The following is a 13,619-nucleotide window of genomic DNA, read 5'->3' as shown; positions in this document are numbered from 1 at the left end:
CTCGCCGCCCGGCCACCCCCGCGATCGTCCGCCCACACGCCGCGCACCGTGTCCGGCCGGCGACGGGCTCCGGCGGGAGCCGGGTCCGGGTCAGCCCCGCAGCAGCGCGGCCGAGGTCACTGGATCACCCCGCTGTACGCGTTCAGCGCGGGCTGTCCGCCGAGGTGGGCGTAGAGCACGGTGGACTCCCGCCCGATCTCGCCGCGCTCGACCAGGTCGACCATCCCGGCCATCGACTTCCCCTCGTACACGGGGTCGGTGATCATGCCTTCGGTGCGCGCGGCGAGCTGCATGGCCACGAGGGTGGCGTCGTCCGGGACGCCGTAGATCCCCCCGTGATAGCGCTCGTCCAACTCGACGTCGGCCACGGTCAAGTCCCGCTTGAGCCCGATGAGTTGACCGGTGTTCTGCGCGATGCGGGCGATCTGCTCGCGGGTGGGGGCCGGCTTCGCCGAGGCGTCGATGCCGAGGACCCGGCGCGGCCGTCCGCCCGCCTCCTCCAGCGCGGCGAAGCCGGCGACCATACCGGCCTGGGTCGAGCCGGTCACCGAGCACACGATCACCGTGTCGAAGAAGACGCCCAACTCCCGCTCCTGCTCGGCCACTTCGTACGCCCAGCCGGCGAAGCCGAGGCCGCCGAGGGGGTGGTCGGAGGCTCCGGCCGGGATGGCGTACGGCTTGCCGCCGCTCTCCTCGACCTCCCTGAGCGCCAGGTCCCAGCTCTCCTTGAAGCCGATGTCGAAGCCGGCCTGGACGAGTCGCACCTCGGCACCGGCCAGCCGGCTGATCAGGATGTTGCCGACCTTGTCGTACACGGCGTCGGGCCACTCGACCCAACTCTCCTGTACGAGCACGCACTTGAGCCCGGCACGGGCGGCGACGGCGGCGACCTGGCGGGTGTGGTTGGACTGCACACCGCCGATGGAGACGAGGGTGTCGCAACCCTGGGCGAGCGCGTCGGCGACGAGGTACTCCAGCTTGCGGGTCTTGTTGCCGCCGTACGCGATACCGGAGTTGCAGTCCTCGCGCTTGGCCCAGAGGGAGGCGCCGCCGAGGTGGGCGGTCAGGCGCTCCAGCGGGTGGACCGGTGAGGGCCCGAAGAGGAGGGGGTAGCGCTCGAAGGACGAAAGAGACACGGGTTCTCCCGGGTTGGTGGCGTGGGTCAGTGGTCGGCTCGGCCGCCGGGGGCAACGGCTTCGGGCGCATCGGCGAGCGCGGCGACGTCAGGTTCGCCGGCGTCACGCTCGTCGGCGTCACGTTCGTCGGCGTCACGTTCGTCGGCGTCACGCCCTGCGGCGACACGCTCGTCGGCGACACGCCCTTCGGCGTCGGATCCGTCGGCGAGTGCCGCCAATCCGCGCCAGATCTCCGCCGTGACCCGGACCGCCTCGTCCACGTCACCGGCCGCGCAGGCCTCGATCAACTGTTCGTGCAGGCCGGCCGAACGGCAGTTGCCGCCCTCACCGAAGCGGCGCCTCTCCAGGCGGCGGATGAGCGGGGTGTAGCGGGCGACGGTGGCGGCGGCCGCGCGGTTGCCGCTCACCCGGACGAGGACGTCGTGCAGCTCGTCGTCGGCGACCAGGGCGGCGTCGACGTCGCCCGCGCGGACGGCCGCCGCGAACCGCCCGTTGGCCGAGCGCATCGTCTCGACGTCCGCCGCGAACAGCCGGGGCACCGCGACCCGGGTGGCCAGCTCGTGCATGGCGCCGACCACGGCGGCGGCGTCCCGGACATCGGCGGCCACGACGGCCGTGACCCGCGTGTAGCTCTGCGGCTTGCTCTCCAGCAGCCCCTCGTCGACGAGCCGCGAGAACGCCTCCCGCACCGGCGCCCGGGACAGCCCGAGCAGCTCCGCGAACTCGGCGTCCCGCACCACCGCCCCGGGCTCGATCTCGCCGGTCACGATGGCGTCCCTGATGGCGAGGTAGGCCTGATCCCTGAGCAGGGTGCGGCCGACGGGTCGTATGGGCTCCATAACTGAAATGTTAGATGTCAGTGCGGGGCGCGAACAAGGGTGTGGCCCGTACCCCCACTGGGATACGGGCCACACTCACCGCGCTCCGTCAGACGGCCCACGGCCAGTCGGCGTCCCGCGCCGCCTCCAGCAGCGGAACCATCCGGAAGGCCGCGTCCGAGAGCCCGCCGAAGGTGTGACGGTTCGCCTTGCCCGAGGGGCCGTGGCCCGCCCGGTACCCGGCGAGGTTCCAGGTGTAGACCGGTACGTCGTCCGGCACCTGCCGGGTCGGGTCGCCGTAGTGGCTGTACGTGGCCTGCTCGTCGGTGACGATCAGCACCCGGTCGTGCTTCCGGTAGTGCCGGCGGACGGCCTCGGTGGTGTCGGTGCCGCCCAGGTCCCCGAAGCGGCCGATGATCTTCAGCACCGACTCGCCCTTGCGGAACTCCACCGGCTTGCTGGTGCTCCCGAACTCGACGAGATCCGCGTTCGCCGCCCGCAGCGCGAGCGCCGTACCGAAGATCGCCGCCGCGTCGGCGTACCTGAGCGACGAGCGGTCGGACAGCTTCGAGTAGAACATCGAGCCCGAGCGGTCGACCAGGACCAGGGTCCGGCCGGGCAGCGCGGGCACATTGGCCAGCGAGTGGCCGAGCGCCTGCTCCAGCGGGTACGCCCAGCGCAGCGAGGGCGCGTGCTGGTACGCGGAGAGATAGCGGAACGGGAACTGCCGCGAGCGCGCGACCTCGGCCGGGTCGCTGATCCTGGCCGCCACCTGCGCCGCGACCTCGTCCGAGACACCCGCCTCGTCGAAGTTCCGCAGGTTGCGCACCAGTGCCATCGCGCCCATGGACGGGATGACGGCCTCCCAGGCCGCCTTGTCCATCGGGCCCTGCAGCCAGCCCGCCAGCGCCTCCCAGGTGATCCCCGCGTCCGCGAGCCGCCGCGCGCCCTGCGCACCGGCCACGACCCTGCGCCGCTTGGCGGGCCGCAGCGCCATCAGGTCCCGGTGGGCCGCGAGCACGGGCAGCGACTTGGGTACGACGGCCGTGTCCGGGTTGTGCCGCCGGTCGAGCGCGTACTGGAAGAGGTCGCCCTGCCACGGCTTGGTCGGGTCCGGCGCGGCGTGCACCAGGTTGAGAATGTCGCCGAAGCGGTAGCCCTTGGATGCCGTGTCGTACTTCAGCAGCGACTTCGCGCTGTAGAGGCGGCGTACGGCGTCGGCCACGCCCCGCTTCACGGGCTTGGGGATGTTACGGCCGTAACGCGAGGTCCAGTACGCGAGCAGCTCGCCGGGCTCGTCGGGGCGCCGCAGCACGGAGTCCACGACCTGCCTGTTCGAAGGGCCATCAGTCGCTCCCGCGTCGAGCCGCGCCTTCACATACTCGGCGGCGCCCACGATCGAGGCCGTACGGAGGTTGCCCTCGCCGCGCAGCCAGGCGAGCAGACCGGCCGTCCACGTCGGGTCGGTGACGGCGAGCAGCCGGACGAGCGCGGCGAACCGGTCGTCCCGGTCCTCGCCGCTCTCGTAGAAGGTCTTCTGCGCGACGAAGTTGGCGATCGACAGCAGGAACAGCTCGGAACGCTCGTCCCGCTCACGGCCACGGCCGCCCTCGAAGGTACGGAGCACCCGCCCCGTCGACGTCACTCGCGACGTGGGCTGCGCCTTGGTTGCCTTGGTGTTGAATCGCGCCATGATGAATTCCCCCGAATTCGCCAGCACTTCGTGCATGGAATGATTGCTTCGGAGGGAGGCGCAGCAAAAGGAGGGCGCCCGAGGTCGAAGTCGGCGACGGTTGCTTATAACTGGCGCGTCTTCCGTTCCGCCACATCGACCAGAGGTCGATGACGGGATTCGAACCCGCATGAGGAGCAATCCCCACCAGTTCCCGAAGTATCCGCTGCCTGCGCACCGGGCACCCACCATATGCTGCGCCTCCCGAGATCAAGTCGGCGGCGGCATCGAATTCTTTTGGGAGAAGAAGTAGCCGCAGCCGGCGCACCGGGAGGTGCATGAAGTTTTGGGTGTCCAGAGATCGAAGCCGGCGGAACCGACGTAGGTGCTCTAACCCCTGAGCTACACCGGCAAGTTGTACCGGTGGCGGGACTCGAACCCGCGACCGCCCCATTATCAGTGGAAGTAGGTCCTGCCTTCGCACCTGGACGAGAATGACTCTAGGAGGCGAACCACGGGTCGGGCGAACGAATTAATCAGCGCTTCGGAGTCACCGCCTTGGGAAGTCACCGCTTCGGTGTCACCGCTTCTGGCGCTTCCACGGCCCGGTGATCGCCAGCATGATCCCCGGCTCCTGGATGTTGGCGTACAGCGTCCGCCCGTCGGGCGAGAAGGTGACGCCCGTGAACTCGCTGAACTCGGGCTCCTCCTCGGTGCCGATGTTGAGGTCGTTGCGGGCGATGGGGTACGTACGGCCGCTGTCGGTGGCGCCGAAGAGGTGCTGGACGCCCTCGCCGTCCTCGGCGATGACGAGGCCGCCGTACGGGGAGACGGTGATGTTGTCGGGGCCGTCGAAGGCGCCGTCCACGGCGGGGTCGGGGTTCACGCCGAGCAGGACCTTCAGGGTCAGGGTGCGGCGCTTGGGGTCGTAGAACCAGACCTGGCCGTCGTGCCGGACGGGGCTCTCGTCACGGGCGTACGAGGAGACGACGTACGCGCCCCCGTCGGCCCACCACATGCCCTCCAGCTTGCGGGCACGGGTGATCTCCCCGGCGCCGAACTGCTTGCGGACGGCTACGGTCTTCGCGTCCCGGTCGGGGACGTCGACCCAGTCGACGCCGTACACCGTGCCGATCCTGGTGGCGCGGGAGAGGTCGTCGACGAACTGGCCGCCGGAGTCGTAGCACTTGGGTGCCTGGAGGACACCGGCGTCGTCGGCGAGCTCACGGAACCTGCCGTGGCCGTACTCGAAGCCCTTGGGCGGGGTCCAGCGGTAGAGGAGGCCGTTGGGGCCCGCCGCGTCCTCGGTGAGGTAGGCGTGGCCGCGCTTGGGGTCGATGACGACGGCCTCGTGGTCGTAGCGGCCGAAGAACTTCAGCGGCTTGGGGTCGCGGTTGGCGCGGCGGTCGACGGGGTCGACCTCGAAGACATAGCCGTGGTCCTTCGTCATACCGTTGACGCCGGCCCGGTCGGAGTTCTCCTCGCAGGTCAGCCAAGTGCCCCACGGGGTGCTGCCACCGGCGCAGTTGGTGGAGGTGCCGGCGATGCCGACCCACTCGGCGACGTGACCGCCCGGGCGGACCTCGACGACCGTGCAGCCGCCGGCCGCGGCCGGGTCGTAGACGAGGCCCTCGGTGAGCGGGACGGGGTACGTCCAGTTGGCGCGGGGGCCCTTCAGCTCGTGGTTGTTGACGAGGAGGGTGGTGCCGCGGGGGCCGCAGAAGGTGGCGGTGCCGTCGTGCTTCCCGGGGGTGTACTCGCCGGAGTCCAGCTTGGTCCGGCCGGAGTAGGTGATGACGCGGTACTTGAAGCCGGCGGGGAGGGCGAGGATGCCGTCGGGGTCGGGGAGGAGGGGGCCGTATCCGACGCCGGCCGTGCCGTGACGGTCCGCGGCGGTGTCGCTCGCGCTCTCGGTGCCGGTGTCGGTCTCGGTGCCGGTGTCGGCGTCCGTGTCCGTGTCCGTGTCCGTCGATGCGAGGGCGTTCGGGGCGGTGGCGAGGGCGCCTACGCTGCCGACCAGTGCGACACCGGCGCCGGTGACCGCGGATGTTCTGGCGAAGTCCCTGCGGGTGAGCGACATGCTGTCTCCTGCTGACGGTGTGGTGACCCTGGGGTGGCAGTGGGGGGCGGTGGACCGGGGGGCGCCCATACGGTCGCGGGTGTGCCTGAACAGGGGTTGAACGCGGGGCGACGTCAGAGGGGTTTCTCGCCCCCACCGCCCCTACCCGTCCCATCCCCCAGGGGCTCTGCCCCTTCCACCCCGTACGCGCGGGAGAGGTCGGGTGGGTGGGGCGCGTGGGCGGGTGCGGGTGGGATGTGGTTGCTCGCGCAGTTCCCCGCGCCCCTGAAAAGACCGGGCTGCGCCCTGGTCTTTTCAGGCCCACAGGACCGTTGCCTTTACGCCCACAGAGCCGATGCTCGATGCTCCAGGCCCGCGGGGCCGCTGCTCTCACGCCCGCGGAGCCGGTGCTCGCAGGCCCGCGGGACCGTTGCTCTCACGCCTGCGGAGCGGGTGCTTTCAGGCCCGCCCGCAGGGGCCGTTGCTTCCAGGGGCGCGGGGAACTGCGCGACCAGCCCCCACCCACCCGCACCCGACAACACCGCCCTCCGACCACCGCCTCATAGGCGCGGCGGCACTCAATCCGCCCGCTGCGACCTCGCCTTGAACGCCGCCTTCCTCGCCTCCTTCGCCACCCGCTTGTCGGGGTGGATCCGACCCATCGCCTCCAGGACGTCGGGCGTGGCCGGATGGTCCACCCGCCAGGCCGCGGCGAAGAAGCCACCGTGCTGTTGCGCGAGCCCCTGCACCAGGGCCCGCAGCTCCGCGGAGTTGCCCTCCGCCGCCAGTTGCGCGGCGAGTGTGTCGATGGTGAGCCAGAAGACCATGTCCTGAGACGGCGCGGGCACGTCCGCGGCGCCCCGCTCGGTCAGCCAGACCCGGGCCAGACCGCCGAGTTCGGGGTCGTCGAGGACCTCCCGCAGCGCGGGCTCCGCGGCGGTGCCGACCAGGGACAGGGCCTGCTGGCAGCGCAGTCGGCGCAGCGGCGCCCCCTCGTCGGAACCGCGCGCGGCGGAGAGCAGTTCCCTGGCCGCGGCGAGCGACTCCCGGCGGGCGAGCCACTGCTCGGTCTCGGCCTGGGCAGCCGTGGGCGGAAACTCCGCCGTGCCGTCCAGCAGGGCGTCCGCGCCCTTGTCGGCGAGCTCCCCGACCGCCGGTGCCGCGACCCCCGCCTCCAGCAGCCGCGTCCGCATCCCGTACAGGCCGAGCGGGGTCAGGCGCACCATCCCGTACCGCGTGACATCGGTTTCGTCCACAGCGGAGGCACCCGCGCCCTCGGCGGTCCCCTCCGCGTCCGCCATCAGCGCCTCGTCGACCGGCTGGTACTCCACCAGCCCGATCGGCTCCAGCACCCGGAACTGGCCGTCGAGCCGCATCATCGCGTCCGACACCTGTTCCAGTACGTCGTTGGTGGGTTCGCCCATGTCGTCCGGCAGGATCATCGAGGCGGCGAGGGCGGGCAGCGGAACGGGGCTGTCGCCCGGCCCGTCCTCGTTGACGGTGAGGAGATAGAGGTTGCCGAGCACTCCGTCGAGGAACTCCGCCTCGGCCTCGGGGTCCCAGCCCAGCTCGGAGAAGTCGATCTCACCACCCGCCTCCACTGCGCCGACGATGCCGTCGAGGTCGGGCACGCTCGCGTCGGCGAGGACGGTCTCCAGTGCGGTGAGCCAGAGGGCCAGAACGTCCTGCGGTCCGCCGGAGGTCAGCAGTGCGAGTTCCTCGCCCGCGGCGACCGTGCCGCTCTCCTCGTCCACGATGTCGACGAGCCCGGTGTCCACCGCCACCCGCCAGGCCTCGCTCGCCCAGGCCGCCGCGTCCTCGCCGGTGAGACCGAGCGCCTCGGCCGCGGCGGGCAGTTGCTCCTCGACGAGTTCGCCACCGGCGCCGACGCGCGTGTCCGGCCCGGCCCAGCGGGCGAGGCGGGCGGCGCGCGAGAGCAGCGGGGCGGCAAGGGCGTCCCGCGCCAGCTCCGCGTCGGCGAGCAGCCGCACCGGCGGCAGAGGCGAGCTGTCTGACATCGGCTGAGTTCTCCTCCGGACGAACGATCACTGGGGAAACGCACCACGTGAACGCACCACGTGAAAGCGGCACATGAACACGGCACACGAACGCGATACCTGAACGTGATACCTGTACGCACTACGTGCGACACCACGGCAGCCGCTCAGCCTAGACGGATTTCGACCCATGCCACCCGGTTCATGTACCTGTCACGCGTCGTACATGGCTGAAACCTTGACAACTGGCCTGACCAGGCAGGAGATTGACGCGCGTAGAAACTCATGGGTAGCCCTGAGGAACCCTCAGGGTCGCCCACAGTCGACGCCGACTGGTCTCTACGCGCGTCGCACCGCCCCACCGGTCGCCGACAGCCTCAGCCCTGCCCCTCGTTCCACCCTCGTCCCGGCGCCCACTGACGTCCCCGGAGGGACCCCTTGCCGAGCAAGAGAACCGCGCGCATCGGCGCGCTCACCGTCGCCACGATCTGCTCCACGGTCTCCGCCGTGGCCCTGACCTCGCCCGCCCAGGCGGACGCGATACGCATCCACGACATCCAGGGCACGACCCGCACGTCCCCGCTCGTCGGCCAGAAGGTCACCGATGTGGCGGGCGTCGTCACGGGTGTGCGGACCTACGGTTCGTCGCGTGGCTTCTGGATCCAGGACCTCCAGGCGGACGGCAACCCGGCCACCAGTGAGGGCGTGTTCGTCTTCACCAGCTCCAAGCCGACCGTCTCCGTCGGCGACTCGGTCACGGTCGCGGGCACGGTGACCGAGTTCGTCCCCGGCGGCACTTCGACCGGAAACCAGTCCGTGACGGAGATCACCAAGCCGACGGTGACCGTGGTCTCCAGCGGCAACGCGGTCCCCGCCGCGACCGTGGTGAACGCCAAGTCGGTGCCGGGCGCGTACGCCCCGGAGGGCGACACGGCCGCGGGCGGCTCGATCAACGGCCTGACCCTGGACCCCGCCAAGTACGCCCTGGACTACTACGAGTCCCTGGAGGGCATGAACGTCCAGGTCGCCGACACCCGTGTGGTCACCGCGACCGACCCGTTCACCGAGCTGTGGGTCACGGTGAAGCCGCGCGAGAACGCCACCCGCCGCGGCGGCACGGTGTACGGCTCCTACACCTCGCAGAACACCGGCCGACTGCAGATCCAGTCGCTGGGCGCGGTCGCGGACTTCCCGAAGGCGAACGTCGGTGACGTCCTGAAGGGCACCACCGCGGGCCCGCTGGACTACAACCAGTTCGGCGGCTACACGCTGGTCGCCAACGAGATCGGCGCCCTCCAGCAGGGCGGTACGGAGCGCGAGACGACCCGCAAGCAGGGTCGTGGCGAGCTGGCGGTGGCGACGTACAACGTCGAGAACCTGGACCCGTCCGACAGCAGCTTCGCGGACCACGCGGCCGCGATCGTGCACAACCTGCAGTCGCCCGACATCGTGGCCCTGGAGGAGATCCAGGACAACAACGGCGCGACCAACGACGGTACGGTCGCCGCCGACCAGACCGTGAAGAAGCTGGTCGAGGCGATCGCGGCGGCCGGCGGCCCGACGTACGACTGGCGCTCCATCGACCCGGTGAACCTCGCGGACGGCGGCGAGCCCGGCGGCAACATCCGCCAGGTCTTCCTGTTCAACCCCGAGCGGGTCTCCTTCACCGACCGCGCGGGCGGCGACGCCTCGACCGCCGTCGGTGTGACGAAGTCCTACGGCAAGGCCCATCTGACCGTCTCCCCGGGCCGTATCGACCCGGCGAACGACGCCTGGAAGAACAGCCGCAAGCCGCTGGCCGGCGAGTTCGTCTTCCGCGGCAAGACGGTCTTCGTGATCGCGAACCACTTCGCGTCCAAGGGCGGCGACCAGTCGCTGCACGCGCAGTTCCAGCCGCCGGCGCGCAGCTCGGAGACCCAGCGGCACCTCCAGGCGACCGCCGTGAACACGTTCGTCAAGGAGATCCTGGCGACCCAGAAGAACGCGGATGTCATCGCCCTCGGCGACATCAACGACTTCGAGTTCTCCGACACCGCGAAGCTGCTCGAGGACGACGGCGTGCTGTGGTCGGCGGTCAAGTCGCTGCCGAAGAGCGAGCGTTACTCGTACGTCTACCAGGGCAACGCCCAGGTCCTGGACCAGATCCTGGTCAGCCCGTCGATCCGGCGCTCCTGCGAGTTCACGTACGACAGCGTGCACATCAACGCGGAGTTCAACGACCAGATCAGCGACCACGACCCGTCGGTCCTGCGGTTCCGCCCGTAACACCTGATCACGACCGGGCCCGGCCCTCCCCCGGAAGGCCGGGCCCGGTCGTGCGTCCCCTTGCCGGGCTCAGTCGGGAACTAGGCCGAGGGCGTAGTCGTACCGGCTGCCCGTGAAGGCCTTCAGCCCGGGGAAGGCCTTGACGCGCTCCCAAGCTGGTGTCGGCGTCTGATCGGCGATGGCCACGTCGTACGACTCCGGGCTCTCCCACTCGGCGTAGTTCAGGACGTGGGTGCCGTCCTTGCCGAGATGGAAGTGCGCGGAGATGAGGCCGCGGTCGCTCTCCACGTCCTCGGTACCGGCGTCCATCACGAGATCGACCCACTCCCGCCGCCGGTCGGCGGCGCCGCCCTCGAAGTCGACCCGGACGGTGACGATCAGCCCGGGCACCCGCTCGTCACCGGCGGCCCGCTCACGGCTGCGGTAACGCGTGTAGTGATCGAGCGCCACCCGCTCGATGCCCGGCACGGCGATGTCGATCTCGTCGACACGCTCCTGCCGCCGGGTCTTCACGAACGCCGCGTAGTCCTGCTCACCGGCCCACTGGGCATGATGCAGCAGGGTCGTTCCGTCATGTCCCGTGTAGACGTAGTAGCCGAGGCCGCCGGCCGCGGGCCAGTCCCGACGCTGCCACACGCCGGCGATGGCCTCGACGGCCGCCCGCTGCCGCTCGGGCGTACCGACCCGCCACGTGCTGAAGGAGGGTGCCCGGACCTCGGCCCGGGTGAGGTCGGGGTGGATATCCGTACGACGGGTCATCAGTTCCTCCGGGGTTGGCGGTGGTTGCGAACGACCCAACCCTCCAACCTCAACCAAACTTCAGGTCAACCCGCGCACCCCACACCGCCAACCTCGTAGCAAAGCTCACGCATACCTCGTAGAAAATTTAAGTGGAGCTTCACCATCGGCCGGTCGAGACTACCCCCATGACGACATACGCACCGCCCCGCCCCGCCCCCTTCGGCCGTGCCCTCTGCGCGATGATCACCCCCTTCACCGACTCCGGCGCCCTCGACCTCGACGGCGCCCAGCGGCTGGCCGACCGGCTGGTGACGGAGGGCTGCGACGGGCTGGTGCTGTCGGGGACGACGGGCGAGTCGCCCACGACCTCGGACGCGGAGAAGGCGGAACTGATCCGCGCGGTCCGGGCGGCGGTCGGCGAGCGGGCCGTGATCGTGGCGGGCGTGGGCACCGCCGACACCCTGCACACCGTGCGGCTGGCGCTCGCGGCGGAGAAGGCGGGCGCGGACGGGCTGCTGGCGGTCACGCCGTACTACAGCAGGCCTCCGCAGGACGCGGTCGAGGCGCACTTCCGCGAACTGGCCGACGCCTGCGGACTGCCGATCGCCCTGTACGACATCCCGGGCCGCACCGGCACCCGCATCGAACCGGACACGATGATCCGCCTCGCCGAGCATCCCCGGATCGTCGCGGTCAAGGACTGCTCCTACGACTTCCTCGCGGCCCAGAAGGTGCTCGCCCGCACGGACCTGGCGTACTACGCGGGCTGCGACGAACACATTCTCGCCCTGTACGCGGTGGGCGGCGCCGGTTACGTGAGCACGGTCGCGAACGTCGTCCCCGCGCGACTCCGGGCGGTCCTGGACGCGTTCGAGGCGGGCGACACCCCCGTGTCCGCCCGCCTCCAGCAACGCGCCACCCCGCTCATCGAGTCGATGACGGCCGCGGGGCTGCCCGGTACGGTCACCGCCAAGGCCCTCCTCAACAGGCTCGGCCTGCCCGCGGGCCCGGTCCGCGCCCCGCTGCGGCCCGCCGACCGTGAGACGACCGACGGGCTGCTGAGGGCTTACGAGGAACTGGTCGGCTCCTGCGTCCGGCCGGAGGGGGCGGTCAGCTCCAGCGTTGGGTGAACACCGGGTTCCAGCGACCGGGGTACTCGGCCGAGGCCTTACGGAACCCGCTGAGCTGGATGACCTTGTCGCTGCCGACGGTGAGGAGGATGAGCTGGTTGTGGAACTCACCCTTGCCACTGCACCTCTTGGGGTCGCAGCCCCAGGCGATGATCCGCTCGTCGTCCGCCCAGGCGAGGAGTTGCTGGCCCGGCACGGTCGTGACCCTCTCGCCGGTGCGCGAGTCGACGATCTCGGAGGAGACCTTGCCACCGTGACCGGAGAAGTCGCCCCCGATCAGCTTCCCGTCGGGTGACAGACCGGCTTCCGCATTGCTGACGTACTTCTCGGACGCAGGGATGTCGATCTTGTCGCCGTTCAGGTCGTAGTACTGCCGGAACGGCTCGTCCCCGATGTCCGAGGAGACGGACCGGCCGTCCTTGCTCCACTCCAGGTCGTCCCGGCTGTTGAAGAGGAAGCCCGACTCGTCCTTCCACTGCGGTGCCTTGTGCCAGTTCTCCTCGCCCGAGCCCAGGTCCACGACGGAGAACCCGGTCCTGCTGGGGACGGGGCCCGGCACCACCTTGCCATTGACGTTCTGCGGGTGATCGGCGAAGTCCCGATCGGGGTTCTTGGAGTAGGTCGTCGCGAGGAGCTTGGTGCCGTCCGGGGAGAACTCGACGGACGCGACGCCGTGGTCCACCGGGATCCAGCGCTCCACCTTGCCCGTGATCATGTCGAGCAAGCCGATTCGCTTGGCGGGCAGGTCGCCCTCCAGCACGGCCGCGGTGCGCATACCTGGTGCGACGTCCAGGAACGCCCACTTGGTCTTGCGGTACGCGGCCGTCTTCTGGTCGAGAAGGCCGTAGACGCGGGTGTTGACGATGTCCCCGCCCGGCTGCTTGACCGCCTTGCGCACAAAGAACGCGGAGAGCGCGGTGTCACCCGCGGCGATCATGTTCCTCGGCGGTGACTGGTCGGGGTGCGCGATGATGTCGCTCTTGTTCATCTCGCTGGCGGGCCGCACCTCGTCCCCGCCGCCGGTCAGTGCGGGCACGCCCACCGCGACAGCCACGACCGCAGCCGTGGCGGCGGCGGTGCACGCGATCGTGCGGTTCCTGCGGCCCCGCCGGACCGCCAGCACCCGGTCCGCGAAGCCCGGCTCCAGGGGCGTCTGTTCGGCGGCCTGCTCCCGCAGGGAGTCACGCACCAGTTCATCGACGTTCACGGACGCACCTCCACGGGCGAGAAGTCACGGGACGGAGCATGTTCGGCGGCGGCGGGACCGAGCGTGGCCAGCTCGGGCGCGAGTTCGCGCAGGCGGGCCAGCGAGCGGTGGGTCGTGGACCGGACGGTCCCGACGGAGCACCCGAGGATCCGGGCCACCTCGCCCTCGGGCAGATCCTCGAAGTAGCGGAGCACCAGCACGGTTCGCTGCCGGGCGGTGAGCCGGGCCAGCGCCCCGCGCATCACCAGCCGCAGCTCCACCCCGGCCGCCCCGTCGGCGGCGCCGCTCTCGGGCGGCTCGGCGACGGTCAGCTCCCGGCGCCGCCACTTCAGCCGCCACCGGCTGACCTGCTGCCGGTAGAGGATCCGCCGTACGTACGCCTCCGGCTCGTCGATCCGCTGCCAACGGCCGGCGACCTTGATCAGCGCGTTCTGCAGCAGATCCTCGGCGGCGTGCCGGTCCCCGCCGCTCAGCAGCACGGCGGTCTTCAGCAGCGCCGACGACCGTCCGGCCACGAATTCCCGGAAGCTCTCCTGCCCCGCGGCATCCATCGTCACCTTCTCTTCCCTGGCGGGCCCTGTGTCCCGCCCCTGT

General features: G+C 70.7%; 9 protein-coding genes and 1 pseudogene. 2 read left to right on the top strand and 8 right to left on the bottom strand.

Annotated elements, in window-relative coordinates; genetic code table 11:
- Positions 1-116: 116 nt before the first annotated feature.
- The 5 genes and pseudogenes from SGFS_RS42865 to SGFS_RS42845 all read right to left on the bottom strand — a co-directional run bounded on the left by SGFS_RS42865 (position 117) and on the right by SGFS_RS42845 (position 7,703).
- Positions 117-1,136, bottom strand: coding sequence for a 1-aminocyclopropane-1-carboxylate deaminase (locus SGFS_RS42865; RefSeq protein ID WP_286257779.1), 1,020 nt, complete (start codon positions 1,134-1,136; stop codon positions 117-119).
- Between the two features lie 200 nt (positions 1,137-1,336).
- Positions 1,337-1,975: pseudogene (locus tag SGFS_RS42860) on the bottom strand (GntR family transcriptional regulator); the annotation flags it as partial.
- Between the two features lie 88 nt (positions 1,976-2,063).
- Positions 2,064-3,647 (bottom strand): TROVE domain-containing protein, encoded by a 1,584-nt coding sequence (locus SGFS_RS42855; RefSeq protein WP_286257777.1) that lies wholly within the window; start codon positions 3,645-3,647, stop codon positions 2,064-2,066.
- 559 nt (positions 3,648-4,206) lie between these two features.
- The gene (locus SGFS_RS42850; protein WP_286257776.1) at positions 4,207-5,706 is read right to left on the bottom strand and encodes an alkaline phosphatase PhoX; all 1,500 of its coding nucleotides are present in this window, start codon (positions 5,704-5,706) and stop codon (positions 4,207-4,209) included.
- 557 nt (positions 5,707-6,263) lie between these two features.
- On the bottom strand, positions 6,264-7,703 hold the full coding sequence (locus SGFS_RS42845; protein ID WP_286257775.1) for a hypothetical protein: 1,440 nt from the start codon (positions 7,701-7,703) through the stop codon (positions 6,264-6,266).
- Between the two features lie 417 nt (positions 7,704-8,120).
- On the opposite strand from SGFS_RS42845, the gene SGFS_RS42840 reads away from it, so the two are divergent.
- Positions 8,121-9,947 (top strand): endonuclease/exonuclease/phosphatase family protein, encoded by a 1,827-nt coding sequence (locus SGFS_RS42840; protein ID WP_286257774.1) that lies wholly within the window; start codon positions 8,121-8,123, stop codon positions 9,945-9,947.
- A gap of 69 nt (positions 9,948-10,016) precedes the next feature.
- On the opposite strand, the gene SGFS_RS42835 is transcribed toward SGFS_RS42840, so the two are convergent.
- On the bottom strand, positions 10,017-10,706 hold the full coding sequence (locus SGFS_RS42835) for an antibiotic biosynthesis monooxygenase (protein ID WP_286257773.1): 690 nt from the start codon (positions 10,704-10,706) through the stop codon (positions 10,017-10,019).
- A 167-nt stretch (positions 10,707-10,873) separates the two neighbouring features.
- Between SGFS_RS42835 and dapA the strand changes: the two genes are divergently transcribed.
- Positions 10,874-11,818, top strand: a complete 945-nt coding sequence (gene dapA, locus SGFS_RS42830; protein ID WP_286257772.1) for a 4-hydroxy-tetrahydrodipicolinate synthase — start codon at positions 10,874-10,876, stop codon at positions 11,816-11,818.
- Here the strand turns inward: dapA and SGFS_RS42825 are convergent.
- Positions 11,799-13,025: a WD40 repeat domain-containing protein gene (locus SGFS_RS42825; RefSeq protein ID WP_286257771.1), complete on the bottom strand. Its 1,227-nt coding sequence runs from the start codon at positions 13,023-13,025 to the stop codon at positions 11,799-11,801. The genes dapA and SGFS_RS42825 overlap by 20 nt on opposite strands.
- Positions 13,022-13,576, bottom strand: a complete 555-nt coding sequence (locus tag SGFS_RS42820; RefSeq protein ID WP_286260340.1) for a SigE family RNA polymerase sigma factor — start codon at positions 13,574-13,576, stop codon at positions 13,022-13,024. The genes SGFS_RS42825 and SGFS_RS42820 overlap by 4 nt, the downstream gene beginning before the upstream one ends.
- Between the last annotated feature and the right edge of the window lie 43 nt (positions 13,577-13,619).

The organism is Streptomyces graminofaciens, from assembly GCF_030294945.1.
Lineage (GTDB): Bacteria > Actinomycetota > Actinomycetes > Streptomycetales > Streptomycetaceae > Streptomyces > Streptomyces graminofaciens.
This window is presented reverse-complemented; position numbering and strand designations above follow the sequence as displayed.